The organism is Chitinophaga agrisoli (assembly GCF_008386695.1).
Taxonomy (GTDB): domain Bacteria; phylum Bacteroidota; class Bacteroidia; order Chitinophagales; family Chitinophagaceae; genus Chitinophaga; species Chitinophaga agrisoli.
On record NZ_VUOC01000004.1, the window covers coordinates 565931 to 592146 of the forward strand.

The window sequence follows — 26216 nt, forward strand, 5'->3', positions numbered from 1 at the left end:
TTATACCCCCTAAACAATGAAACGTACTATCCGGTTCAAATTTTTTTTCGGCGTTTCAACATAATTCTATGATTCTTAATACTGGGGTAACAAAAAAGTCCCGCTCTGAGAGCGGGACCTTCGTACCTATTGGCAAAAAATATAATGGGTGACTACTGCAGGTGCAGCACATCATGGCTATCGAAATAATAGGAGATCTTACGGGTTTTGGCCAGGTTATCCAGGAAAACAGCCACAGGTTTATGGCGGTCCATCATCCCAGCAAAACGTTCGCCGGCCAGGTTGGGATTGTCTATCACTACTTCCAGCCCGTACCAGCGGGGCAGGATGTTGGTGATCTGCTCCAGGGAGGCATCGCTGAAATAATATTTGCCCTCGCGCCAGCTGAGCACTTCTTCCGGGTCGAAGGTTTGCACGGTGATACCTTTATTTAAGGTATACGTGGCGGATCTGCCGGGCTGGAGCTGCACCTTATTATTGCCGGCATCGAGCCTTACGGCGCCATCTACCAGGGCTACCTCTACGGTGCCGGGGTCGTAAGCGTTTACATTAAAGGACGTGCCTAAGACCTGTACGGTACCATAGGGCGTATGTACGAGGAAGGGCTGGTCTGCCTTGGGGGCCACTTTCAGGAAGGCCTCCCCTGCTATGGTAATTTCGCGGGTGGCGCCTGTGAACCGGAAAGGGAACTGCAGGCTGGTAGCCGAGTTTAACCATACTTCCGTACCGTCTGACAGGGTAATTTTATAATCTTTGCCGATGGGCACTTTCAGCTTATTAAGGGCGGTGGCGCCGGCGGGGTTGCCTGCCAGCGTGTAGGCCATCGACTTGCTGGTGCTGTTGAGCCGGGCCTCGTCCGTTTGCAGATCCTGCTGGTCTTGCGAGAGGTTAATGGTTTTACCATTGGCCAGCTGCAAGGCGATGATCTTCTTGTTTTCCGGCTGTACCGTGCTACGGTCTGCCATGGGTGGCGGCACAGGCGCAACGGTATGTGTGTTCTGGTAGTACAGCAGGGCGGCGCTACCGATGACCCCGGCCACAATAGCGGCGGCCCACCCGGCATGCCGGAGCATACGGATGACGGGTTTTCGTTTAGGCTGGTGCTGAGGGTGGCTGGTGATCTCCTCCGCGGGGATCCAGGGCAGGTTTTCATAGCGGCTAAAGCTCTGCTGAACATCTTCTGGTGAGAATCTGGACTGCAGCTCTTTCCAGGTTTCCCTGACGGCCGGGTCTTCTGCTATCAGTTGCTTTAAATACAGCGCTTCCTCCTCGCTGATATCACCAGTGAGCCAGGAGGTCATTAACGCATGTATATGGCGCGGGTCACGCTTCATCATGTCTTAATACAGGTTTCCGATGGTAATTGTACTACCGGCGGGTGAATTTATACTTTTTTTAATTGGGTCCTCAGGATCTTCACAGCTCTAACTAATTGATTTTTAACGGTGTTGGGACTAACCCCCATTACGGTAGCTATTTCAGTGCGGCTTTTATGCTGAATGTAGGCTAACTCAAATACTTTGGCAGACAGGGGCGGCACCTTATTAATGGCGGCAGCGAGGGAGGCGCCCAGCTGTTGCTGGCGTTCCTGTGCTTCCAGCCGGTTTTCCGGGGGACAGACCACTTCCGGCGTTGGCATGCTATCCATGCGGCGCTGGCGGGTTTTCCGTAAACCCAGGCGGTCCATACACCTATTAAAGATAATACGATGCACGTAATTTTTTATCACCACCTCTTCCCTTTTATTCTGATCCGGATCTATTTTGGCATAGAGCTTCTTTTCCCAGAAGTCGATAAAGAATTCCTGTACCAGATCCTGTGCTTCCATTTCGTCGTCTAACAGGGAGATGGCTACGACCATGAGATATTTACGGTATTTCTCGTAAAAGTCAGCAAAGGCGCCCGTGTTACCGGCTTTAAGTTGTGTCAATAATATAAGGTCCTGTTCGTACACTGGCATGATTTGGTTGTGATTACTGTACGTTGTGCCTAATGGTAATATGGTAAAGATAATATTTTACCTTAAGAACAAAGTGAATTATTAGTTAATAAGTGGCTAAAATGCATACATAGGGGTGTTTTTTGCAAATGTTTGGTTAACGGGTAGTACGGGGGATTTTTGGGGCGGTATAGTTTATAAAGGCTTAAAAATAATTTAATGAAAGTTTAATGCGGGGGAAGTAGTACGAGCGTTTTGGATAAGGAAGCTACTTCTCTGTGAGCGCAACGGAGTGCAAATTAAATTTGCTACTACCTAAGGAACCATGTTTAGTAATAATTGACCATATACTTTATTTTCCCTCTCTTTTCCCATTTGCTATAGCACTCCAGTTTCTCATAAGAGATATCGATCCCTCCGTTTAGAAAAAATTACTGATCCAACCAAATCCACGTGTATGCTTAAACTGTTACTTCGAGGCCGTGTGCTATGCGGTTCTCTATGCCAACTATTTTCCCTAGTCTGTGTAAGTTTTTGTTTTTCTAACGTTTCTGTAGCTTCTGTTGTTGATCATCGCTTAGTCGGTGATATTATAGCTTCTTCTCTTTTTCAGAATGAGCATCCAGTTACGCTGACGGGGAATGGGATTCCATTGCGGGCTGTGTTTAAGGCCATTAAAAAGCAGACGGGTTATGCGGTGATGTATAGTACATCTGCGACTTCTTTGAATCAGGATGAAAAGGTGACGGTGAATTTTAAAGAGACACCGTTGGATGACGTGCTGGGCACTTTGTTTAAGGGAAGAAATCTGGAATGGCAGTACAGTGACGATATACTGCTGATCCGTAAGAAAGAATTTACCGTGCCAAAAAAAAACGAAGTGGATAGCACGGTTACACCGGTTTCTCTAACCGGGAAGGTGACAGATGCCAATGGAACGCCGTTGCCTGGGGTGACGGTGATACTCAAAGGGACGAGCTTAGGGACGACAACGGATGGAGACGGGAGGTTCTCCTTGCCCAAGGTTGATATTGGAAAAATTCTAGTCTTTTCCAGCATTGGTTTCGAAAGAAGGGAGACCACAGTGAAGGGGAAAAGTCTTCTGGTAGAGATGGCCACACTGATGAGCACGCTGGATGAAAAGGTGATTATTGCATATGGAACGACGACGCAAAGATTAAGTACAGGAAACATCGGTGTAGTAAGAGCTAAAGACATCGAAAAGCAACCTGTAACTAATCCGCTATTAGCATTGCAGGGCAGAGTACCAGGGCTGTTTATTACACAGACAAATGGATTACCAGGAGGTGGCGTTACTGTACGTATACAAGGGCAAAATAGTATTATGAACGGCAGCGATCCATTGTATGTAATAGATGGTGTGCCCTATTCTTCGCAACTTCCAGGCACTGGTCTAGATGGCATTTTGGGTACTTCGGGAGGGCCGATACTAACAAATATTACAGGAAATGGAAATCCCTTGAGTTACATTAATCCTGCCGATATTGAGAGTATCCAAGTGCTAAAAGATGCTGACGCCACCGCAATATATGGCTCGCGCGCAGCCAATGGAGCCATCCTCATTACGACCAAAAAAGGCAAAGCTGGACCTATAAAGTTAGATATTGATTTTCAGCGCGGCTGGGGAAAGATAACACGTAGGCTGAATATGCTCAATACTCAACAGTATCTACAAATGCGAAAGGAGGCTAAAATGAATGACAGTGAACCCATTTATGAAACTGATTACGACATTAATGGGCTCTGGGATACTACACGATATACCGACTGGCAAAAAGTTTTAATCGGTAAAACCTCGCAATATACACACGCCAACGCAAGTATTTCTGGCGGCACAGCAGTTTCACAATATCTCATAGGAAGCAGTTATCATAGAGAAACTTCCGTATTTCCCGGCAATTTCGTCGACGAAAGAGCATCAATACACTTCAACATTACGAGCGTCTCTTCCAATCAAAAATTCAACATCCAACTATCTGGAAATTATCTAGTAGACAATAACAAGCTACCAAGCGCAGATTTAACTAATCAAGCACTGTTATTAGAACCTAACGCTCCCCAGCTTTATAACGCCGACGGCAGTCTCAACTGGGAGCCAGATGTCACCGGCTTTTCGAGTTGGAATAACCCTCTCCGGCTTCTACACCAGACTTATAAGAACAAAACTAATAATCTACTGGGCAACATCAATTTAAGCTATCACATTCTCCCCTCACTTGAATTTAAAAGTAGCTTAGGCTATACTAATATGCAAACAAATGATTTCCAATCCCAACCCATAACAACTGTAAAGCCTGAATCCCGTCCATTTTCTTCAAACTTGGCAAGATTCGGCAACAGAGTCCTTAACTCTTGGACCGTTGAGCCCCAAGTCATTTATGATAGGAATTTCGGAAAAGGCAAACTTAATGCACTGTTGGGCATGACTATCCAGCAAAATAGCAATAAAGGTGAGACGTTACTCGGCGAGGGATTTAGTACAGAACTCGTATTAGAGGATATTAAATCAGCGGCATCTGTTGCCGTCCTCTCTTCATTTGCTACAAAATATAAATACAATGCCTTCTTTAGCCGCTTGAATTATAACTATAACGACAAATATATAGTTAATCTCACTGCTCGCAGGGATGGCAGCAGCCGTTTCGGCTCCGAAAACCAATTTCACAATTTCGCAAGCGTAGGCGCTGCCTGGATCTTTAGCCAAGAAAACCTCTTTAAAAAAAGGATCCCAGTTCTCAGCTTCGGTAAACTGAGAGCCAGTTTTGGCACTACGGGAAATGACCAAATTGGTGACTATAATTTTATGAATCTCTATTTTCCTATCACCGCTGGAGTAGCATATCAAAATGTGACCTCCATCGCCCCGCTTGGCCTCCCCAATCCATATCTGCAATGGGAAGAAACTAAAAAGCTACAATTAGGAATAGATCTCGGCCTTTTTAAGGATCGGATATTAATTAATGCTGTCTATGCACGTAATCGTTCTTCTAACCAATTACTACCCTACAGGCTTCCGACTATGACAGGCTTTTCGGTGATAAATAAAAATCTGCCAGCCACAGTTCAAAATACCAACTGGGAATTCTCATTAAACACCGTAAATTATCGCAAGGAAAATTTCACTTGGACGAGCTATATTAACCTCACTGTCCCACAAAATAAGCTCATTTCATTTCCTACACTTGCAACATCCACGGTTGCCTCCAGCCTGATTATTGGTCAACCAATTAACATCACCAAAACTTTTCCCTTTCTGGGAGTAGACCCTGAAAGCGGGAAGTATCAATTCTCTGATAAAGATGGCAAACCGACATTCTCTCCAAACTTTTCCACTGACAGAACGGCCATCATTAATACCTCTCCAAAGTTCTATGGAGGTTTTCAAAATAGCTTCAATTACAAAAACTTCCAGCTTGATATCCTATTCCAATTTGTGAAGCAAACGGGAGCAAATGTTCTATTCTTCAATGGAAATCTTCTTCCTGGTCAATTCTATCCTGGTTTCAGCAACCAACCAAATACTGTTTTAAATAACTGGAAAAAGACCAACGACATCGCTCCAATTCAAAAATACAGCACCTTATTTGATGAAACCGTCATAACTACTAGTAGTTATGCCTACAGCGATGCATCTTACGTACGGCTGAAAAATCTTTCCATTTCCTATCAAATACCAAATGAATTGACGCGAAAAGCACATCTAAAAAGCAGCAGGTTATACATGCAAGGACAAAACCTTATAACAATTACCGGCTATAAAGGATTGGATCCCGAAAACAAGGGCAACAATTCTCTTCCTCCATTACGAGTAATAACATTTGGTTTGCAAATAGGGCTTTAGAACGTAAACATTTTTCATACTTCTTTAAATGCAAAACGGATTTTATGCAATTTAGAAATAAACCTTATCACACATATCGACACTTATACACAAAAAAATATTTCGCGGTAAGCTTCCTCCTTCTTTTACTAATGATTATTTCAGAAGCTAGCATTCTAACAAGCTGTAAAAAACTAGTTGAGGTCGAGCCCCCCGTTACAAGTATCACTGGCACTAACGTCTACACCTCCGATGCAACCGCAATTGGAGTATTATCTGGGATCTATTTAACGATGAGCTCTGGAAATATAGCATTTGCAACTGGCCCGCGAGGAATCTCATTCTATTCTGGTCTATCAGCCGATGAATTATCGTTGTACGATGGTATAGCCAGCAACTCTGCAAGTTACCACTATTATAGAAATTCACTATTCGCCAATAAAACTACCACAACTCCGGGCACAGAGTTTTGGTCTCCAGCCTACAATTTAATCTTCGTCTGCAATTCTGCAATTGAAGGCTTAACCAGTTCCTCTACCTTGACGACTCAGGTAAAGCAACAATTGACAGGAGAAGCAAAATTCCTGCGCGCGTTTTTCTATTTCTATTTGGTCAATCTTTACGGCGATGTCCCTTTAGTTCTCACATCAGACTATACCGTGAACTCGACTCTTCGTCGCTCGCCCAAAGAAGAAGTCTATAATCAGATTATAATCGATTTGAAAGATTCCCAAGCTCTACTTAATGAGAATTATCTAAATGGAAAACTGGAAAAATATTCAGATATTCCTGAAAGAGTACGTCCTACCAAGTGGGTCGCCACTGCTCTACTCGCTCGAGCTTATTTGTATCTAAAGGATTATAAAAATTCCGAAATGGAAGCCACGAGAATAATCAACAATAGAACTCTTTTTGGCCTAACCCCTTTGAATAGTACATTTTTAAAAAATAGCAATGAGGCTATCTGGCAATTGCAGCCAGTTTTAAGTGGATGGAATACTGAAGATGCTTTAGCCTTCATCATTCCCGAAACCGGACTAAATGATAATCCTGCTTACCTAAGCGCGGGTCTATTAAATAGCTTCGAACTAAATGATCAAAGAAGAAACAACTGGATTGGCAATGTAACTATTAGCAATGATACATTTTATTTTCCTTATAAATACAAAGTCAATATGCAAGACGCCCCGGTCACCGAATACTTAATGGTTTTTAGATTGAGTGAGCAGTATCTAATAAGAGCAGAAGCAAGAGCTCAATTGGGAAATGCTACAGAGGCGGTAGCAGACTTGAATGCAATTCGCAAAAGAGCGGGGCTCGCCAACACGACCGCTGTTACAATACCCAATATTTTAAAGGATATCTATCATGAACGAAAAGTGGAACTCTTTACAGAATGGGGCCATCGTTGGTTCGATCTAAAAAGAACAGGAGCCGTGAATGAGGTTATGAACACAGTCACACCATTGAAAGGTGGGATTTGGACTTCTAATGCCGCACTATATCCGCTGCCACTAAACGAGATTCTAAAAAACACAAATTTAACACAAAATCCAGGATATTAGCCATCCTAGATGAGAGTTGAAAGTAGTTCTTTGACTATTGATCTTTCAATGGTCATCCGATCTTGATAAGCGGCCCAACTTAGGCGATGTAATATTTTTCACCGATAATACTCAGCGCTGGTTTTGACACCGTCTCAATCACATTGAGGTCTCCATCGTGTCTTCCCATTATTGTATTCTTAACACCAACCTGATCCGATTCGTAGTCAGATCTTTTTTTAAAGCCTACAAGCACGCTCTACCTTGAAGCAGCTAAAGATGGTTGAGCACAACACATGATCACTTGTTGCTGCGGTATCTGCGCATAGAAAGTTGGAGCTTAATCGAGGCGTTTAAGGAAATAGGAAAAATTTTTCGTCACAATGCCATGGGATGGTGCACAAGGTCAAGTAATATACGCAATCCCATATTATTCTAATCACAATTATGCATTAGGTATCGAGCAGCACAGCCAAAACGGGTTAGATAATCCGGTGGCAGCTGTATCTGGCGAAAACGAATATTGTTTAAGGGACAAGAACAGAAGGCAAGTAGGGTATTATCGTAAGACGTCATGACTCTAATTGACATGCTCTGGTTTACTAGGGCATTCCAAAAACGCCTTCGAATATCGAAGGTCTAATATCCATTAAAACCAAACCTTTGAACATGAGAATATTAATCCAATTAGCAATATGTATTCCACTTATCGCAAACGCCCAACAAAATAACGGTATTAAATTCGAGGAATCGCTCAGCTGGGACCAAGTTAAAGAAAAGGCAAAGGCCCAGAATAAATACATATTCGTCGACTGTTATACGACCTGGTGTGGCCCCTGTAAGATGATGGACAAAAAAGTCTACTCCAATGACACTGTTGGTAACTATATGAACAACAAGTACATATCAATAAAAATACAAATGGACACATCAGCACGGGACAACGAACATGTTAAGAAATGGCATACAATCGCTAATTTCCTTCGCCAACAAACTAAAATACCTGCTTATCCCGCCTACCTATTTTTTTCACCCAATGGCGATATGGTACACAAAGATATCGGATATAAAAGCCCAAGCAATTTTGTTGATTTAGCCAGTATAGCCACTGATCCCAATAAACAATACTATACTCTTATTGAAAATTATCGGAGCGGAAAAATGGACTTCTCCGAAATGCCATACCTAATTTCGATGGCTACAGCGCTAATGGATAATGAACTCGTTAGCGTTATTGCACAAGATTATATTGACAACTATCTTCTAAACTTAGAAGAAGACACCCTTTACACGAAAAAAAACATACTGTTTATTTCCAACTACATCAACAGTTCAAAAGCCAAATATTTCGCTCTTTTTTCCCGCGAAAGTGAGAGAATAGATGCCGTAATGGCGAAAAAAGGGTATTCCCAAAAGATTGTGGACCAAGTAATTAAAAATGAGGAAATTATTCCCGTGCTCACGGTCGCAAGTCAAACGGGAGAAGAGCCAAACTGGAATAAAGTGTATAAAATAATTCAAAAGAATTTCAGCACTGAATATGCAGAACGAAATATCCTAACAGGAAAAGAACTTTGGTATAAATATAATGCGGAAAAATATGATAAAAACTGGTCAGAGTACATTAAATATGCTATCCAAAAAGTAGAAAAATATGGAACCGACACTACTGATTTCTGGCAAGATAATTACCTCAACGACATCGCTTGGTTCGGAATATTTCTTCATGGAAATGATATAAAACAAATAGGCACAGGTATTAAATGGATGAAAAACGTTATCCAAAGAAACCCAAATCAACCAGGCTTTAAGGATACCTACGCAAATTTGCTTTATAAGGCAGGCCATACTAGGGAGGCAATTTCCCTGGAAGAGGAGGTCGTCAAACAAGACCCTCAAAACGCCGAATTTAGAACTACTCTCCAAAAAATGCAGAGAGGAGAACCAACTTGGACTATCCCTGAAGTTAAGCACTGACTGCAAAATAACATTCCAAGTATTTAGGCGCATCATCGATTTTATAAAAGTGCTTGTTCATCCATAAATTATTTGTAACTTAAAAAAACCCTGAAGTATGTTCACCTCTTTGAAACCATTCAACTATGAAGTTTTCCTTTGCACTTTATACCCTAATCATCGTTACAGTCAACTCCTTCGCTCAAAAGCCTCGGCTAGACACCCAGGTCTTGAACAAATGGCCATATCTTTACGCACCCAGCATCAGCAACGATGGGAAGTATGCCTCCTATACAATAGGAAAACAGCCCACCGCGAATCATACCTTAGTCGTCCAAAGTACTTCTGGCTCATGGAAAAAGGAGTACGTGAACGCATCTGAAGGCCTATTCACACCGGACAACAAACGGTTCATTTACGCCTCAAAGGACACATTATTTTCTGTTAAACTGGGTAGCGATACTGCGATTTATTTAGCTACCATTAAATCGTACAAACGACCGCAAAGAAAAAAAGATGCATGGTTAGCCTATCTTTTGAAGAACCCTCAAAACGAATTAATACTTGTAAATCTTCTTTCCGGCGAAGAAAAGCACTATTTCGCCGTCGCAGACTATTTCTTTGATGACACGGGGAAAGTACTACTTTTAAAATCGACTAATGACGAAACTTCAAGCTTCAACACTAATCTTAAATGGGTGGCCCTTCAAGGGAATAACGAACATATTATATGGTCTTCAAAATCCCTCCCATATAACTATCGATTCGATTCAAAAGGATCGCAATTAACATTTATGACAACAGAAACAATAGACGGTCGGTCCACTAATTCGATTTGGTATTACAAAAACGGGAATGATAAAGCGACAATATACGCAAATGATCGATCTACCTCGATAGGGTCAGAATTGTCAATATGTAGCGACCCTCCAGAATTCAGTGCAAATGGACGCTATATATTTTTTAACTTACAACCTGTAGTAGAAACCTATACGCCCAAACAGAATAGAGTTAATGTAGACATTTGGAGCACCGAAGACCTACAACTCCAATCAACCCAACTGCTTGATCCAAACGTGCTGAATAAATACACTGCAGTAATTAACATTGACAACAACCAGATACGTCAATTAGAGAATGATGACGAAAGAATACTTACCCATCCATATCAGTTAACGGGAGACTTCATAGTTATAGAAGACAAACATTCAAGTGATAAGTTCTGGTTAAATAAATACAGATCATACTATTATGTTTCACTAAAGAATGGTTCTAAAAAATTATTAAAAAAAGGCCGCCTACTTTCTTTCTCATTCTCACCGAAGGGAAACTATTTGATTTATTATGACACAAATCAGCACCACTATTTCAGCTATAATATAACAAACAACCAAACAACGAACATTTCAAAGGGGATTTCCACTAAGCTTGATAATGAGTATAGTGATACACCTATTTTCGAAGGACCAGTAGGTGTGGCCGGTTGGATAACATCAGACACATCATTATTGGTCTATGACAATTATGACGTTTGGCGTTTAAGCCCCACGAAAAAAAGGGCTCCACTTAACATTACAAACGGTTATGGACAACGTAATCATATCAAACTTAGATTAGTATATGAAGAGGATACACTAGAAATTGCTAGTGGAGACCAATCTCTTTTATTAACAGCTTTCAATACAATCACCAAAGATAATGGTTTTTATGTTACGTCCTTGGCTAAACAGGGAACCCCCAAACTGTTAACAACAGGCCCTTGGATGTTGTATCACTCTAGTTCTCAACTTCCAAGGGGATTATCCCAGGAAATGCGCCCTCTAAAGGCGTCAAATGCGACGTGTTGGCTCGTACAGCGTCAGTCCGCTACTGATGCCCCGAATTATTATATGACAACTAATTTTAAAAGCTTTCGAGCCCTAACAGCCCTACAACCCCAAAAAAAATATAACTGGTTAACAGCTGAACTAATCACATGGAAGCAACCCAATGGAAAGGTTTCTCAAGGAATACTATACAAACCAGAAGATTTTACGCCAGATAAACAGTATCCCATTATCTTTAACTATTATGAAAAAGTATCACATAGCTTGCATCAATATCTACAACCAGGATTTACTGAAGGCAGTATAAATATCCCTTGGTTTGTAAGTCGTGGCTATCTGGTATTTACCCCAGACATTAATTATACAATTGGCAAACCCGGTGCAAGCGCCCTAAAATCAGTCGTTTCTGCTGCGAAATATTTGGTAAAATTTCCTTGGGTAAATGGTTCAAGGATGGGTATTCAAGGCCATAGCTGGGGAGGATACGAAACAAATTACATTATTTGCCACACGAATCTTTTTGCCGCAGCTGCTTCAGCGGCTGGGCTCTCCGACTTCGTCAGTGGCTATGGCTCTTTGCTACTGGGGTCAGGGGAAAGTGCTCAATTTCTGTACGAAACACACCAAAATCGAATGGCGGCAACGCTTTGGCAGCGACCTGAGCTATATATAGATAACTCCCCCATTTTTAAAGGTAACGCAGTAACAACACCTCTACTAATTATGCACAATAAAGCCGATGCCATTGTTCCATGGAACCAAAGCGTTGAATTCTTTACAGCACTACGTCGCCTAAATAAAAAAGCATGGATGTTACAATATGATAAAAGCGGTCACACTGTCACTGGACAGAACGCAGCAGATTATACCATTCGCCTCACGCAGTTCTTCGATCACTATTTGAAGGGAGTTCCAGCCCCTATGTGGATGACAAAAGGTGTTCCTGCGTCAAGGAAAGGTGACGTTATGGCCTTCGAACTTGACACAACTGATTTTTGAAGTCGCGTTAATGTGCACATTACACGCAAATATTTTTTATTATTTTTCGTAACAAGAATGGCTCAAAGAAGTTCCCCTTTGCGATAGGCTAAGATCAGCACGACCGCACATTTGTTGCTTAGTGTAAAGCTTAGGGACCACGTATTGATATATTGAATGTCTCACCTAATTTTAAAACTTGTTCTGTTGCCCATGATTGGATATAGCCATTGCCTCCAAATCTAAAATATTGAGCTTAAACATATCACTGCGTGGTTCCCGAAGGCTATGCACTCCTAAATAGAAGAGACCGCCTCTTATTTGAGACGGCCCCTTCGACAGAGAGCAATGAAAACACATAAGAACAAGAACAAACGAGATTCAATCCTCATGAATGTTTTCACTTTAAAGAGTACCTATCAATAAACAGTTATCTGTTTATTGCTCACGCTGTATATTGCCAGATAATGAACATGGTGTGTCATCAGTACACAAATTAAGATCACTCACTTGGACATACTTAACATTAGTTCCTGATGTAAAAGTTCTATTTTGTATGCCATTGGGGCAAACACTAGATCCACTTGGTCCAGTACAAAATTTCAAACCATTTACTCTACTAGCATTAAGGGCGAGAGCACCACCAACGATTGCCAATACACCAATAGCGGTAAACATAATTTTAATCTTCTTCATAAACTAAGCGCTTTTTAGATCAAAAAGCAAAACTTTAACTTAAATAAAAATGCCTACTCGTTTATTAAGGTTTTCGGCTTCCCCTTTTGCTCGTAACAGCTTCAATTAGAGTCTCTCTAATCATCAACCACATAACCATCTTCGAAGTCCTGGCTTAACGGCTAACGACACTTTATTGAGTACTTCAAATACTCAGACGACTCCACATCGACAAACTGTACATTAAATCTTGCCACCACCCCATTTTACCTCCACACTGCAAGGATAATCTCGTATGAATACTCCTTGCCGTTTGGTTAAAGTATCCGATCATTTAATATTTTCTCCATTTAAGAACATAAAATTTAAGACAGCACACAAAGAGCATTATAACACATCAACCACAGTTGATTCTTTCTGTCCCGAAAATCTAAAATAAACTGTATATTCACCACACCAGCAATTCGCCTCATATATGTTTTGATACTTACCATCGAACATTACAACAGGGACATCTTAACGGCTTTCGCTGATAAAACCTAACCATGCATAAGCTATTTAACGATTTCCATATTGAACTCCATCATGCAACGTTGTTCCTCTTAATACCATAACGCTCACTCTTTTTCCGCAATCACCTTTATCCTTTCAGCAAAAACACTCCCTAAAAAAGCTCCTTTTAGCTTTCTATCTGTTCCATAAATCGCCATATATGGGACACCTTTTATTTGAAAGTATTTCGAAAAAAAATCATCAACATCCAGTCCCATTGAAACATTCGGATACTTCCCCAATTGATACTTTTCATAAAAAGACTTCATTTCAGAAAACTCATAAGATGTAAAAATTAAAAATTTTATCTCCTTTAGAAGATCCATTCTTCGGATAATTTCTTCCATTTGGGCACGACAAAACGGACAATTAGGGCTAAAACAGAATAACACTACAGGATACCCAGTTGGGGTATCATTTACTTTTAAGTAGGTAATACTATCTTTGAGTAGTAGCCTAAATTCCGGAAGGGATGTTCCTTCTAAACCAGTTTTTTCAAGTTCTTTTACTCTACATCCGACTATCGCAAAAACAAAAGCGATAAATATTATAGCTCTCATGCTAAATAATTATTAATAGAAAAAAAACTTTGAACCAAAAGCTCTTGAATATCCTCTACTCACACACCTTTAATTTTCATCTTAGTTCATTCTTCTTTTGAGACAGACAACGATATCTTAGCTATGTATTGTATTATCAATATAACAAACACGATAGTAATTATCATTGGAAATAATTGATACCGCAATTCAATTGGAGCAGCTATTACACCAAAAAACAGATTACTCATCCATACCACAAGAAATAACCACAGAAAACCCTTGCCCGAAAAAACACTTTTACAAAAACCAGATAAGTATATAAATGCAGCAAAACCAAGCACTACAAAAATATTAGCCAGTGCCCAAAATATGGAACAATATTCAGTTACCAGTATTCTTTTATCCTTGTAGTATGTTGACACTTTATTACTTTTCAATTCAAACCATCTTACTACAATTGGATCCACCGTCTCCATCCGTAGATTATAAACACTTAAAAATTTGGCTGGAGGAACATAATACTTAATCAAATTTGGCCATAGATAATATCTCATAAAACCAAACGGATGTTTCAAAATAAGATACCAGCCATATTCTGCATACAAAGGAGCGACTTTGGCCCATCTTTCAAAGTAGGGCAAAGAACTATCAGCAGCTGTTTGGGAATGCAAATACGTTACCAAAGGCGATTGTTCGTCCCATAAATAGTAAATAGCTACCTCCCTATCTGGCCTTACAACAAGGTCACGAATAGAGTCCATATGCCGATTCACTAGCACATGAAGCGGCCGGAATTTCAAAGGTACCATCTCGGGCGCGTCAGGTATTGCATGTGCATATCCGTACAAGGCATTGGCTGCGATCTGCCAACCACCAAAGGCAGAATATTGATTAGTCCCTGTTTCCGTATAGTAATGGTATTTAGTATGCCAGATAAAGCCGCCCAGCAGTAGTACAATAAGACCTATATTAACCAATTTTCCGCGTACACACAAGGGCGCTAGTAGTATTACAGAAATGCTTATTAACGGGTAAAACAATGCATTATATCGAACTATAAAAGCCAGAAGTAATGTCAATGAATGAAACAATAACAAACGTCTAGTGGGAAGATAAAGTATTGTTAACAATTGCGTGAACCATATGAGGCTCAATCCAGCAAACAAGGCATCGCTAGAAACCAAATTACTAACATGAGGCAACAATGGGTTCAACACACTGCACCCAATTATTATCCGGAAGGTCCATTTCCCTATAAAAACCAAATATTTTATAGTAAACAGAAAATAAAGCACCGCAGCTTGTAATAAAATGTATTGAAATGAAATCAATGCAAAATGAGAGCTAGTAAAGCTACTGACTAAACGCAAGAACTTTGAATACCCTATAGCCCACATATTGATACTTTGGTTATCTAATGCGGCGACAATATAGGAAATGGAATCCGGTGGCATAAAATTGGGATATGGATACAAAGTCTTAAACAATATAAATTGCGCTATCACAAGCAGCATGGAAAATTTAACAAGCATCCTATTCTCCATATCCTGCCTTAGCCATATTAGAAATGATTTATGCGCTATATTTCTTTCCGTTAACATAATATAAACTACGTTTATTTTACATCTAGACAGCCTGCGAATATCTTCTTAAATCTGAAATTATGTCCCCATTTTGTACGGAAAACTTTGTTTCGCTTCTATTTTCCCCACCGCCCACAAGTAGTCTATCAATAAAAAAGTGAAGACAACGGTAACCACTATAAAAAATGACTGAAACCGCAAAGCAGCTGAGGAGGATGAAATTGTAAATACAGCATTTAAAGACCATATTATTGTTCCCAACAACAGTCCCTTATTAAACAGAATGCTTCTCTTAAATCCTTTAAGTAACGTAAAACATACTATACCGACTATTAGCACCGTGTTGGTCAAACCAAATAAAATGGGGTAAAAATACAATACTTCTACGTTCGGGCTCCGCAATCTTGTATAGACATTATTGGTTTTGTAATTAAACCATCGCTGAGCAATGGAGTCTACATGGCTATATCCAGAGTTATAGCTATTTAAGTACTCCAACGGTGGCGCATAGTACCTAATTGCATTTGGCAGAAGAAAGTACTTACAGTACTCCCAAGGGTACTGTTTTATAATGCATATACCATAATCTGCATAAATCGGTGCCACAGTTGCCCATTTCTTAAGCCTACTGGCAACTGTATCGTCTTTGAATCTTATGTCCTTATATTTAGATAACGGTAAACTTGCGGACCACATATAAAAGGTACCAGCCTTAATAGCCTCATTCGGGTATCGCGTAAAATCGCGTGTGCTATCAAAATGCGTACGAACCATATTGTCTAAATCCCTAAATCTAGCAGGCACCGGCTTACGATTGGTGTTGTCGACATACCTATAAGCATACATAGCGTTATTTGCTACTTGCCAGCCGCCAAAAGGCGAGTATTGCCAGACTCCCGTTAATTCTTTATACCTATTACCTGTATAGAAAACAAAAATTGAACACACTAATACGCTAGCGACAATCCCTACAATTTTCCTTTCAGTCACCTGATTGGACAATAAGAAAGCAAGCGCAGATATCGCAGGATAAATTAAGGCATTGTAGCGAACCGAAAAAGCAATAAACAGTACTAGAGTATGCCAAATAAGTATTTGCGTATTAGGACGATGAATAATCCATATTAGCAGCCCCAGCCAAATAAAACTGACTGCTGCAAAAAAAGCGTCACTAGATATCAAATTGGCCAAATATAGAAAAAGCGGATTGATTATAATAAAGCCTATTAATACTATCCGTACTAGTCTTCCTGGCTTATAAAAATAAAACAGAGTGAACAAAAAGAATAAACAGCTACACTGTATAAATAAATATTGAAATGCTACAAGCCCAGTGTCTGAACCACAGAACACACTAAATAACCTCAGAAACCGAGAATAACCAACCATATAAAAATTAATATCCAAATTATCGTATGCCGTTTCCAGATAGGCGAAAGAATCTCCGTGAATATAGCTTGCGTATGGATAGAAATACTTGAATACAATGAACTGAGTGAGAACCGTCATTGCTAGTAAGCAAAGAGCCAATCTTTTTCGCCGGGCTCCAAATAAATATCGCTCAAATGACTCTTCAGGAATTATATATGGCATTACACGCACTTTGTCCATAACTAACAAATTGATATAAAACTGGTATTTAGCTTAAACACTTCTAAACTGTCCATCGCCTATCATGATTTCTCGATTATTGCCCTAAAGTCTCCATCCGTACTTAATAATACACCACACAGTCCTCACGCCATCCTTCCACCCAATCTTCTTTCCTTCCTGATACGTCCTCCCATAATAAGATATACCCACCTCATAAATCCTTACCCTCGGTACCTTCGCTACCTTCATCGTAACCTCCGGCTCAAATCCAAATCGCCTCTCTTGCAGCACTATCCCCTGAATAATATCCGTCCGGAAAACCTTATAGCCCGTCTCCATATCCGTCAAATTCAAATTCGAAAACATATTGCATAAGAACGTCAATATCGCGTTTCCTATAGAATGCCAAAAGAAAAGTATTCGATGCGCACTTCCGCCCATAAACCTTGATCCGTACACCACATCTGCAAACCCGTTCACAATCGGCTTAAGCAATGTATTATACTCCTCAGGATCATACTCCTGATCTGCATCCTGTATCAGCAAATATTCCCCCGTAGCATGTAAAATCCCTGTATGTATCGCCGCGCCTTTTCCCATATTCACCTCATGAGCCAAATACTTCAACGGCAGTTCTGGGCTCGTTAAACTATATAACTTTACCGCCTGTTCTGTCCCATCCTTAGAACAGTCATTTACGATAATTACTTCCTTCTCGATATTTCGTATTAACTCCACCTGCCGAATCTTATCCAAGATCAGCCCGATAGACTTCTCCTCATTATAAGCCGGAATAATAATCGACAACTTACGAATGCCTATCTTAGCCGCTGATCGTCCATTGGAAGAACTATAATCCGCCTGCTGCCCGTTCGTAGGCGCAGTTGTAGCTGCGGGAGCTTCTGGCATCGGCGCCGGCGGATCTATTTGACTCAAAATTGTCTCCATACAATAAATTAATAAGCTGAACACCGCACTCATCTCCCTCCTTCCCTTCTGAATTGGCCGAAGGGAGGCAGTACGATAATAAAAATGAAAAAAGCAACATGTAAATTCAGTGCAGCAAAGTCTACAAGCTGAGCCTACCGGTAAAGCGGTAGTATATGGGAGTATTCTCCTTTAGTCGTAAATATGTGATGGTAAATAACAAACCATTACCAGGATTTTTATGTGGAATGAGGTATAACATAGTAATAGTCTAGATTAAGTCAATCGGTCATTAATGATTATGATGTAAAGATGCACCTAATATTTTGATCCGGAGGTAGACTATCAGTTCAATTGAGGTGGAAAATCAGGTCAATTTTTTTTAGTCCACTTCTCATTCCATACAAAGGATTTGAACACGAAAAAGTTGTCATATGCCAAATTTTAGATACCAAACTATCCTTTAAACCCTACAGCTCTATAATTTCTTGACATTTGACAAGTTTTTGAATTAATTCATTTCCTATATTCGCGCTGCTGCGTTCTCACTCATTTTGGCATCCCCTATCACGACTAATATGACAACTGGTGTATACCAGGCAATAGAAGGATTAACTACCCTAATCCTCTCTTAATGCCTTGCTGCGCCTTATTGGATAGCTATTTATTAACTAAAACGATCAATTATGAAAATCCACCGCTCTCCTCTCAGGAGGAAACTATCAAGGATGCGGCATTTACCGACACTCTTTCCGCCCAGCTTCAGCAGAATACCCAATGCCTCTGCTGCTAAGGAGTAAACAGATCGTAAAGATCTTCTACGCATCGCCACATGAGTTGCGCCTCATGCGCAAATACGGTATCATTTCCGCCGTAAAAAGGAAAAGCTGTCATCATTACAATCCAAATGACGTATTGGATTTATTACTAACACAAAATTTGAATTAATGAATTACATCTCCCACTTAAATGCCTTCTTCCAGCTGCAGCGTAACGGATCCAATCTTGCGGCGCCGGAATTCTGTTTGTATATGGCGCTATTCGATCAATGGAATACCAGGCGGTTCGAAAATCCCTTCATACTGGATAGCAACCGCCTGATGACCGCAAGCGGCATTCAATCAGATAATACCTACCGCAAGTATCTCAAAGCATTGCAGGAAAAGGGATATATCACGTATACGCCCGGTCCAAACTTTGCCTGGGTCACGATGCGGCCACTAATGCCTGCCGCACCAGATGCGGGCACCCCTCAGCTGATGGGGAGGCAAACCAACCATCTCCCGATGATGCAGAGGGCAATTCGTGCGCTGATACCCAGCAGGACATGAGGGGTAACCCGGATACAACTCAATCTGCTCCCCCAACAGATGCGCCTAATAGTAAACAATCTTTAAATCGGGTAGATGGGGAGAGACGGGGGCACACTCCAAAATCACATTTTAAAAATTCAGGCCAAAGAAATCCCGAAACTTCCGCCGCGGCCTCCTCATCCCGTGCGCCAAACTCCAGCGAGGCATCTGGCTTCAATAATTTCGCTACAGTGCCATCGCCACCTACCCTCGAGGAGTTAAAGCCTATTTCGCCGCTAACTGCTACCCTCCCAACGAGGCGGCCTGCTTTTTCTACCATTACGAGAACACTGATTGGCATACCAGGGACAATAAACCCGTCAGAAAATGGCGCGCCGTAGCAGAAAAGTGGGTATCAAATAATATCAGCGAGCAAAGATCTAATAACAAAAAAAATAATAATTCATCTTACAATGCAAACAAAGACTATGGAGCCTTTTAACTACGAGCAAGCTCTCCGGGTGATTATAAAACGGGGTAAAGCCCTTTGTGGTCCCGATTATGATATATCTGAGGAACAGGAGCCCATTGTGCGTAAATTGCTCACCTGGTTTTTGCACGATGAGGCCCAGGCGGCCGTGGAAGGTATCTCATTAGAGAAAGGAATTTTACTCAGCCGGCCTGTTGGTTGTGGCAAAACAACTATCATGACCATCCTTCAGAGCCTGAGCAGAAAAAAGCGTCCTTTTATGATAGTAGCCTGTTATGATGTAGCAATCGACTACGCGGATATGGGATCCCGGCTATCAAACCGCATACTCGTAACTCGTTTGCGGATGCCAGAACGCCATTAACCATATGCTTCGATGACCTTGGAGCGGAGGAGGAGTTATCACATTTCGGCACCAAACCAACTATATTTCTATAGCTCATTTGCCGTTATTTTTTCATGAAACCGCCTACAGACATCCACCACTCTCGACTGTAGGGAAATAACCCGTGAAAATCAAATCACTGCAACACTCTAGCACCAGTTTCCTGTAACTTAGCTAAAAGCCCCGAGGATAACGATAAGACGACCGTTAATCCGTCAGGGGCTCATTAACCCGGTTCCGGGCTAATGTTAATAACCAATATCTCCTGGCTCGGTTGTATTAACCTTCCGATTTTTGTCGGCGCCCTCTGCTGGCTAGCAGGGGGCTTTTTGATTATTTAAAAGCCCTGCTACCGCCCCGGCCATCTAACCACGAAACCTACTACTCCCAAGCAGCCTACCGTCCACAAAAAGGAGAGGGCCACATCAAATGATGCAGCCCTCTTGCCATCAATCATTACCTCACATTAAACCCAGCAACACAAACCATCAATAAGTAGCGCTTCCGGACTTCTTCCTACCTCCCTTCTTCACCGTCAATGCCGGCGGAGCCACCTCTGGTCCAGGATCAGGAGCAGCAGGCGTAACTACGCTGTTCTCCACGGTTAACTGGCTCACTGCGCTTAACACACCGCCGCCAACCACCAGATACGCAGCCACTGACACTACTACCTGGGGCAAATTAGCGGCTACGCCTAATACTGAGACGCCGGCCGCTGTTAATACCAGCCCCGCAGCCCGGAGCTTTTTAAACAGCCGGGGCGTGGGCGCTGCCAGCCTTTGTAAAATGTTCATGTGATTGAATTTTAATTGTGAAACCATACATCTGAAAACCTTGCAAAGGCGTCTATGCCGCGGTGCTTATCTCCACAATAGACAGCGCGTTGAAGGACTGCGTTTTCAATTCGTAGTCCTTGTCATTGGTGTCTATGGAGAAGCGCAGACCAAGGAACAGGAACACCGGCCTGGTAGTACCTGCAGCAAAGGCATTGCTCAGGGTAATAGCGGGCACCGTTGCCATACCCAACGCCAGCTCCTGGGATTCCAAGGTATTGACGGTCTTGGCCCCGGTCACAAAATCGATCTCGGCTACGCCGGATAAAATCGTGACATGGGTGGCGCCGAGTGGCCGTTTCATCATCCTTTCCGGAATAAAATCCGGGATATTGATGGTAGCCGTGCCGGCAGCCCGGTCTATCACCGCGGAAAAAGGAGCAAAGAGGATAGAGCTCAGCTTTGCCCCTTTGTTGAAATTAAAACCTCTCAGCAGCGGGATGCCGCCGGATGTGATAGTTCTCATGCCACGGTCACTCAGGCGATCCGCGTTAATCACCTTCTTCATTACTTCCACCACACGCGAGAAGGTTTCCTTGTCATTGGCAATATGCGACATTGCCCTTGCTGAATCGAACAGCATTTTCCCAGTTTCTCCACTGTGGCCAAACTCGGCTGCATTTTCGCGGACGCGCACATACTTGGGATTGTTTTTGAAGCGCTTTTTTTGTTTACTTGCCATAAAATTTTTTTTTAAACTATTAATAATCTGCAGCATGTTCCGGGGCACATGCTACTTAAGCCCTCATCATGATGAAACTCTTTACTGAAATGAATTTCAGGTCATCTTATACGGTGATATTTTTTCGCTTTATTTTGATAATGCAATAGTAAACCGCATCGCAGGCTGAAAAAAATTCACCTAACGTTTCTGGCGTTTTTATCATATTTTGGTCAAAGTGGGCATTATTGATGCGAAGGATCTATAGATTATACAGACCAACCATTCGATGGGGAAAAACGGCCGTCTTAATGCCGGCCTTTCTAAGCAAAGAGGCATACAACGCCCAGGTGGTGACAGCCGGACATACGCAGCGAAACGACATTTTGTTATGCGGAAAATTCAGTAAAGAGTAATCAGTGATGGGGCAACAATGGAGCTCGGTTGTGTTATTGGGGTTTTAGAGGGAAACGTAGAAAAATTACGGAGAAATTAATAGGATCTACTATTCGTATTAAATGAAAAAGGGCCTTTCGGCCCATTCCAATTCTATATAGCCAGACCCAATGACTGATCTGATCAGATACTTAAGGATCACATACCATTACCCTTATCATTTCCCATAAGACGCCGGATAAAGGCTACCAGCTTGTTAATGGTTCTCCCCCATCCATTGGCGCTGACGGTTCTCTGACCATTTGCAAGGTGGTTACTATCCCTCTTTACCGGCATTGGGGCGGGCGGATCAATTTGACTCAAAACTGTTTCCATAAAAATTGGTTAGGGTAAAGTAACCGCGCCACCTCCCTCCTCCTCTTCTGAACTGGCCTCAGGAGGCAGCACGGTAATAAAAATGAAAAAAGCAGTATGTAAATTCAGTGCAGTAAAAGTCCATAAACTGCACCTACCGGTAAAGGCAGTAAATGGTTATTTTTAGTTTGGTAAAGCTTTGCCGTTAATGATTACGATGTAAAGATCGCTGAATATTTTTGACCTCCCGGTAGACAATCGGGTCAATTTTGGTGGAAAATCAGGTCAATTTTGACCATTTGGGCTGCAAGGTGGGCAATCTGGGGTCAGGCGCCTGACAGCTGGCCCCAAAAAAGAAGGGCCGCGTTGAATGCCCCTTTCTAACATTCTAAAACAACTATGAAACAAAAGAAAACAGACGCCAGACAATGGCTTTTACGCCGGAGGACTGACTTCAACGATAGACAGCGCATTGAAGGCTCTTCCCAATAGCTTGTAATCCTTATTATTAATGCTCGTAATAAAACGCAGGCCCAACATCAGGAACACCGGATTGGAGCCGTTTGCCACAAATTCATGGTTCAGGGTAATGGGATCCCCGGTTGGCGCGTCCGATGGCAGCACTATTGATTTTGTTCCATCGACCATCTTTTCACCTTTCGTAAAATCGATCACTGCCGCACCGGATACGATGATAACATGTGTGGCGCCGGCCGGCCGTTTCATCATCCGCTCAGGGATAAATCTGGGAATAGTGATCGTAGCCATGCCGGCGGCCCGGTCTATTCCTGCAGCAAAAGGAGCGAAAAAGATGGATGTCAGCTTTGCATCCTGGTTAAAATTAAAACCCCTCAGCAGCGAAATACCATCTGACGTGATGGTTCTCATGCCAAGACCATGCACGCGGTCCTTTTCGATCACCAATCTCATGACCTGGTGCAATCTCGAGATAACTTTATTATCAAGGCCATCGGCAGATACGTATTTCGCTGAATCGAGCAGTAGTTTACCGGCTTTCGTACAACGGGCAAATTCAGCCGCAACTTTTCTGGTCTGTTCGTATACGGGATCATTAAGGAAGCGTTCCTTCTCTATGCCTTTCATAAAAAGTAGCTTTAAAAGGTTAAATAATCTGTATCCTGCTCCTGGATACATACCACCGAAGTCCTTATCACAATGAGACCTTTGTTGGAAAGGATCTGAGTGATATTATACTCCAATACTTTATTCTTTTCGGTTGATGGTGCAATAGTAAACTACCGCTGAACGTGAAAAAAATTCACCTGACATTTCTGGCGTTTTTATCCGTTTTTGTGCAAAACGGGCGTTTTGGACAGGCGGGGTTTCTATCTCTGTGGGTAAAAACCAGGCATTTCAAATAAGAGAATTATACGCCATGGTGGAGGATCTACCCATCTAAATCCCAGGTTCTTCAGGGATATCACAAACGGTGAAAATCCAGCCACTTCCCCTTGCTTAATACATTATAAAAACACATATACTTTGGATATATTTCCGGTTGAGCATGTTTATTAACGATTTAATTTGCTGCCTGTAAAACACCATATCAATTTGAGATTAATTGTCTACAAACAAACATATCCATGATTCCTAATGAACTTAACCCTGACCAGCAAATGATCAAAGACGCGGTTTTAAACACAGTATTAGCCATTCTTGCCGGCAAGGGCCAACTTACGCCCCTGCTTAGCAGCCGCGAGATCATCCGGATCTTCCGGTTATCCGCCAGAGAGCTCTGTATGTTACGTGAACGCGGGCTTATACCCACCGCTAAGATCAGCCGCAGCTTCCGGTATAACCCGGCCGATGTACTTGAACTATTACTTCATCAAGATCTGAATTAATATGGTCTGTCATTATTCCTTTGCCTCGCCCAGGGATGACCACCTGCGATACTTAATAGCCGCCAGATACGGTGGTACACCTTATCGCAGAGGCGATTGCTCTTAACAATTTTTTACACCAAATCAATCTTACATGAAAAAGAATATACCTCAGCGGGTGGTTATTCACTCAAAGGACATCCAGAATCTTACCGGGAAAAGCCGGCAATACGCAGGACAGTTGCTCCATGATATGAAGAAAGAACTTGGAAGAGAAAAGCGTCAATATATTACGGTCGCGGAGTTCTGCGCGTTTACAGGTATAACAGTTGAAGCAGTTATGAAGTCTATGAGAAACTAAAATGAATGCTCATCCGCAATATTGGTGTTATTGAATATAGCCTCGTGTAGCGGATGAGTATTTACATTTGATTAACAGCTTGATATTGACATTATCAATATTTTTATGACCTCAAAATACTATTGAAGAACCAAACCCCGATTGTTATGTTATCGTATCTTATGAAAACCCTGGATGGCGTACACCGTCCTTTATCATTCGAGCTAAGAGAAGCTATTGCCGGCATCGTTCAGCACGCTAACTTCCGTAAAGGCGAGTACCTCCTTAAGCCCAGACAAACCTGTAACTACCTCTATTTTGTGCAATCCGGACTAGTAAGGGCCTACGAAAAAGTGGAAAATGGGGAGATCACCCACTGGTTTATGCAGGAAGGAGATATGATCACCGCTCCCGAAAGTTTCTTCAACCAGGTTCCCAGCGATGAATATGTACAAGCACTGGAGGATGTAGAAGTGTATTATATTTCCTATGAAGAAACAATGCGTCTTGTTGCGGAATACCGGGAATTTCTGCTGATATATGCTATACTGATGGTCCGGTATTATCTCAAAAGTATACAACGGGAACGGGGATTGAGGCGATCTGCGGCAATCCGGTTTGCATCATTTGCTGTAAATCACCCCGAGTTAGCCAAACGGGTACCGCAGAAGTATATTGCCTCGTTCCTCGGGATGACAGAGCGGACTTATGGGCAGGTGAAGAAAGGAAGTACATTCAGACCATGGGTATTATTATCCTTAATTTATATGCAACTGTTAAGCTTCTTTCATTGGCGGTAGAGATACGGGCAATTGTTGCCTTAATAGGAAAAGTCCCCTCATTGTACCACATCTTTGGCTTCGATACTACTATAGGGATTGAGTATCCCTTCGGGATCCGAGCACAGGGGTCTAATTCCGGGCGCCAAGTGCCCAGAATTGCCCTACCTGCAGACTCTTGTGACAACTACACACAGATAATTAACCTTACAATATAATCGTGCAGCTCCTGGCGCCGGGCCACATCCTTGGTAATGGCCAGCCGGCGGTGCAGGTTGCTAAGCGCACACATATTGCAATGGCAATCAAGACGCGGGGAATAGGTAAATACCTTACCGCAGACCATACAGATGAACTGTCCATATTCGGCCTCCAGGGAGGCACTTCTGTACCATAATAACTCCATGGTTAAAAACATTTAGATGGTAAAAAAAAAGCAAGCAGCAAAAAACAGCTTAGCGACCAGCCATTAGCGGCGTAAGCCCAGGCCAAAAGGAACGCGGAATAAATGCGTGGATTGATGCCGATGATGACTTGATGCGGCTGGTGCAGGATGCCCGGGCGGAGCGAAGCGGAGACGGGGTTAGCTGAGAGTTAGCACTGAAGCTTTATGCCGAACCTTTTGGCGGCCCTGTGCGTGGGACGCCGCAATAAATTTGCGAGGCTGTTTTTTGGCAGGTAGTTTAGTCCTTTTGCTGGAATAACTTTAGCACATTCTATGAATAGAAGATAAACGTTTGACCGCGAACAATCTGGGAGTACTTTCTCATATTTGCCCTATTAAGTTTGAAATTCTCTCTAACCTAGCGGAGTAGTTTTGGGAAAGCGTAAATATTTTACACCACCATCATGCATTGCCAATTCGGTGTATTTAAGAGATCTATTT

Annotated in this window: 21 protein-coding genes; 9 read left to right on the forward strand and 12 right to left on the reverse strand. The window is 42.1% G+C overall.

Features of this window, described 5'->3' with window-relative positions; translation table 11 throughout:
• Nucleotides 1-152 precede the first annotated feature (152 nt).
• Together F0L74_RS21455 and F0L74_RS21460 are read right to left on the reverse strand one after the other, a co-directional pair.
• A complete protein-coding gene (locus F0L74_RS21455) occupies nt 153-1337 on the reverse strand; it encodes a FecR family protein (protein ID WP_149839964.1) in 1185 nt (394 codons plus the stop codon).
• Between the two features lie 47 nt (nt 1338-1384).
• Complete coding sequence (locus F0L74_RS21460; RefSeq protein ID WP_149839965.1) at nt 1385-1960, reverse strand: RNA polymerase sigma factor; 576 nt, start codon at nt 1958-1960, stop codon at nt 1385-1387.
• A 436-nt stretch (nt 1961-2396) separates the two neighbouring features.
• Here F0L74_RS21460 and F0L74_RS21465 point away from each other — a divergent pair, with 436 nt between their 5' ends.
• The 4 genes from F0L74_RS21465 to F0L74_RS21480 all read left to right on the forward strand — a co-directional run bounded on the left by F0L74_RS21465 (nt 2397) and on the right by F0L74_RS21480 (nt 12105).
• Nucleotides 2397-5801, forward strand: a complete 3405-nt coding sequence (locus tag F0L74_RS21465; protein WP_149839966.1) for a SusC/RagA family TonB-linked outer membrane protein — start codon at nt 2397-2399, stop codon at nt 5799-5801.
• 44 nt (nt 5802-5845) lie between these two features.
• Entirely contained in the window at nt 5846-7345 is a 1500-nt protein-coding gene (locus tag F0L74_RS21470; protein ID WP_149839967.1) for a RagB/SusD family nutrient uptake outer membrane protein, read from the forward strand.
• A gap of 648 nt (nt 7346-7993) precedes the next feature.
• A complete protein-coding gene (locus F0L74_RS21475; RefSeq protein ID WP_149839968.1) occupies nt 7994-9301 on the forward strand; it encodes a thioredoxin family protein in 1308 nt (435 codons plus the stop codon).
• Nucleotides 9302-9426: 125 nt separating this feature from the next.
• Nucleotides 9427-12105 carry an alpha/beta hydrolase family protein gene (locus F0L74_RS21480; protein WP_149839969.1) on the forward strand — a complete coding sequence of 893 codons (2679 nt, stop codon included), beginning with the start codon at nt 9427-9429 and terminating at the stop codon, nt 12103-12105.
• Between the two features lie 417 nt (nt 12106-12522).
• Here the strand turns inward: F0L74_RS21480 and F0L74_RS21485 are convergent, their stop codons facing one another.
• From F0L74_RS21485 to F0L74_RS21505, 5 genes are all read right to left on the reverse strand, one after another.
• Nucleotides 12523-12780 (reverse strand): hypothetical protein, encoded by a 258-nt coding sequence (locus F0L74_RS21485; protein WP_149839970.1) that lies wholly within the window; start codon nt 12778-12780, stop codon nt 12523-12525.
• A gap of 596 nt (nt 12781-13376) precedes the next feature.
• The gene (locus tag F0L74_RS21490; protein WP_149839971.1) at nt 13377-13871 is read right to left on the reverse strand and encodes a TlpA family protein disulfide reductase; all 495 of its coding nucleotides are present in this window, start codon (nt 13869-13871) and stop codon (nt 13377-13379) included.
• Between the two features lie 86 nt (nt 13872-13957).
• Complete coding sequence (locus tag F0L74_RS21495; RefSeq protein ID WP_149839972.1) at nt 13958-15454, reverse strand: hypothetical protein; 1497 nt, start codon at nt 15452-15454, stop codon at nt 13958-13960.
• 60 nt (nt 15455-15514) lie between these two features.
• Nucleotides 15515-17047, reverse strand: a complete 1533-nt coding sequence (locus tag F0L74_RS21500) for a hypothetical protein (RefSeq protein ID WP_149839973.1) — start codon at nt 17045-17047, stop codon at nt 15515-15517.
• 84 nt (nt 17048-17131) lie between these two features.
• A complete protein-coding gene (locus tag F0L74_RS21505; RefSeq protein WP_246197786.1) occupies nt 17132-17977 on the reverse strand; it encodes a glycosyltransferase family 2 protein in 846 nt (281 codons plus the stop codon).
• A 926-nt stretch (nt 17978-18903) separates the two neighbouring features.
• Here F0L74_RS21505 and F0L74_RS21510 point away from each other — a divergent pair.
• A complete protein-coding gene (locus F0L74_RS21510; protein WP_149839974.1) occupies nt 18904-19287 on the forward strand; it encodes a hypothetical protein in 384 nt (127 codons plus the stop codon).
• 19 nt (nt 19288-19306) lie between these two features.
• Here the strand turns inward: F0L74_RS21510 and F0L74_RS21515 are convergent, their stop codons facing one another.
• Nucleotides 19307-19609, reverse strand: coding sequence for a hypothetical protein (locus F0L74_RS21515; protein WP_149839975.1), 303 nt, complete (start codon nt 19607-19609; stop codon nt 19307-19309).
• A 112-nt stretch (nt 19610-19721) separates the two neighbouring features.
• On the opposite strand from F0L74_RS21515, the gene F0L74_RS21520 reads away from it, so the two are divergent.
• Entirely contained in the window at nt 19722-20102 is a 381-nt protein-coding gene (locus tag F0L74_RS21520) for a hypothetical protein (protein ID WP_149839976.1), read from the forward strand.
• Between the two features lie 509 nt (nt 20103-20611).
• Here the strand turns inward: F0L74_RS21520 and F0L74_RS33670 are convergent.
• The 3 genes from F0L74_RS33670 to F0L74_RS21535 all read right to left on the reverse strand — a co-directional run bounded on the left by F0L74_RS33670 (nt 20612) and on the right by F0L74_RS21535 (nt 23471).
• Complete coding sequence (locus tag F0L74_RS33670; RefSeq protein ID WP_213087047.1) at nt 20612-20917, reverse strand: hypothetical protein; 306 nt, start codon at nt 20915-20917, stop codon at nt 20612-20614.
• Between the two features lie 52 nt (nt 20918-20969).
• Nucleotides 20970-21638 carry a hypothetical protein gene (locus tag F0L74_RS21530; RefSeq protein WP_149839977.1) on the reverse strand — a complete coding sequence of 223 codons (669 nt, stop codon included), beginning with the start codon at nt 21636-21638 and terminating at the stop codon, nt 20970-20972.
• Between the two features lie 1164 nt (nt 21639-22802).
• The gene (locus F0L74_RS21535; RefSeq protein ID WP_149839978.1) at nt 22803-23471 is read right to left on the reverse strand and encodes a hypothetical protein; all 669 of its coding nucleotides are present in this window, start codon (nt 23469-23471) and stop codon (nt 22803-22805) included.
• A gap of 500 nt (nt 23472-23971) precedes the next feature.
• Between F0L74_RS21535 and F0L74_RS21540 the strand changes: the two genes are divergently transcribed.
• The 3 genes from F0L74_RS21540 to F0L74_RS21550 all read left to right on the forward strand — a co-directional run bounded on the left by F0L74_RS21540 (nt 23972) and on the right by F0L74_RS21550 (nt 25351).
• Nucleotides 23972-24232 (forward strand): helix-turn-helix domain-containing protein, encoded by a 261-nt coding sequence (locus F0L74_RS21540; RefSeq protein ID WP_149839979.1) that lies wholly within the window; start codon nt 23972-23974, stop codon nt 24230-24232.
• A 133-nt stretch (nt 24233-24365) separates the two neighbouring features.
• Entirely contained in the window at nt 24366-24572 is a 207-nt protein-coding gene (locus F0L74_RS21545; protein ID WP_149839980.1) for a hypothetical protein, read from the forward strand.
• A gap of 146 nt (nt 24573-24718) precedes the next feature.
• Nucleotides 24719-25351 carry a Crp/Fnr family transcriptional regulator gene (locus tag F0L74_RS21550; protein ID WP_149839981.1) on the forward strand — a complete coding sequence of 211 codons (633 nt, stop codon included), beginning with the start codon at nt 24719-24721 and terminating at the stop codon, nt 25349-25351.
• Nucleotides 25352-25517: 166 nt separating this feature from the next.
• Here the strand turns inward: F0L74_RS21550 and F0L74_RS21555 are convergent, their stop codons facing one another.
• Nucleotides 25518-25736: a hypothetical protein gene (locus F0L74_RS21555; protein WP_149839982.1), complete on the reverse strand. Its 219-nt coding sequence runs from the start codon at nt 25734-25736 to the stop codon at nt 25518-25520.
• Between the last annotated feature and the right edge of the window lie 480 nt (nt 25737-26216).

Excerpts from the sequence above, each read along its gene's own strand:
- F0L74_RS21455 (WP_149839964.1), bottom strand. The coding sequence starts at position 1,337 with ATGATGAAGCGTGACCCGCGCCATATACATGCGTTAATGACCTCCTGG.
- F0L74_RS21460 (WP_149839965.1), bottom strand. The coding sequence starts at position 1,960 with ATGCCAGTGTACGAACAGGACCTTATATTATTGACACAACTTAAAGCC.
- F0L74_RS21465 (WP_149839966.1), top strand. The coding sequence starts at position 2,397 with ATGCTTAAACTGTTACTTCGAGGCCGTGTGCTATGCGGTTCTCTATGC.
- F0L74_RS21470 (WP_149839967.1), top strand. The coding sequence starts at position 5,846 with ATGCAATTTAGAAATAAACCTTATCACACATATCGACACTTATACACA.
- F0L74_RS21475 (WP_149839968.1), top strand. The coding sequence starts at position 7,994 with ATGAGAATATTAATCCAATTAGCAATATGTATTCCACTTATCGCAAAC.
- F0L74_RS21480 (WP_149839969.1), top strand. The coding sequence starts at position 9,427 with ATGAAGTTTTCCTTTGCACTTTATACCCTAATCATCGTTACAGTCAAC.
- F0L74_RS21485 (WP_149839970.1), bottom strand. The coding sequence starts at position 12,780 with ATGAAGAAGATTAAAATTATGTTTACCGCTATTGGTGTATTGGCAATC.
- F0L74_RS21490 (WP_149839971.1), bottom strand. The coding sequence starts at position 13,871 with ATGAGAGCTATAATATTTATCGCTTTTGTTTTTGCGATAGTCGGATGT.
- F0L74_RS21495 (WP_149839972.1), bottom strand. The coding sequence starts at position 15,454 with ATGTTAACGGAAAGAAATATAGCGCATAAATCATTTCTAATATGGCTA.
- F0L74_RS21500 (WP_149839973.1), bottom strand. The coding sequence starts at position 17,047 with ATGGACAAAGTGCGTGTAATGCCATATATAATTCCTGAAGAGTCATTT.
- F0L74_RS21505 (WP_246197786.1), bottom strand. The coding sequence starts at position 17,977 with ATGGAGACAATTTTGAGTCAAATAGATCCGCCGGCGCCGATGCCAGAA.
- F0L74_RS21510 (WP_149839974.1), top strand. The coding sequence starts at position 18,904 with ATGAATTACATCTCCCACTTAAATGCCTTCTTCCAGCTGCAGCGTAAC.
- F0L74_RS21515 (WP_149839975.1), bottom strand. The coding sequence starts at position 19,609 with ATGCCAATCAGTGTTCTCGTAATGGTAGAAAAAGCAGGCCGCCTCGTT.
- F0L74_RS21520 (WP_149839976.1), top strand. The coding sequence starts at position 19,722 with ATGCAAACAAAGACTATGGAGCCTTTTAACTACGAGCAAGCTCTCCGG.
- F0L74_RS33670 (WP_213087047.1), bottom strand. The coding sequence starts at position 20,917 with ATGAACATTTTACAAAGGCTGGCAGCGCCCACGCCCCGGCTGTTTAAA.
- F0L74_RS21530 (WP_149839977.1), bottom strand. The coding sequence starts at position 21,638 with ATGGCAAGTAAACAAAAAAAGCGCTTCAAAAACAATCCCAAGTATGTG.
- F0L74_RS21535 (WP_149839978.1), bottom strand. The coding sequence starts at position 23,471 with ATGAAAGGCATAGAGAAGGAACGCTTCCTTAATGATCCCGTATACGAA.
- F0L74_RS21540 (WP_149839979.1), top strand. The coding sequence starts at position 23,972 with ATGATTCCTAATGAACTTAACCCTGACCAGCAAATGATCAAAGACGCG.
- F0L74_RS21545 (WP_149839980.1), top strand. The coding sequence starts at position 24,366 with ATGAAAAAGAATATACCTCAGCGGGTGGTTATTCACTCAAAGGACATC.
- F0L74_RS21550 (WP_149839981.1), top strand. The coding sequence starts at position 24,719 with ATGTTATCGTATCTTATGAAAACCCTGGATGGCGTACACCGTCCTTTA.
- F0L74_RS21555 (WP_149839982.1), bottom strand. The coding sequence starts at position 25,736 with ATGGAGTTATTATGGTACAGAAGTGCCTCCCTGGAGGCCGAATATGGA.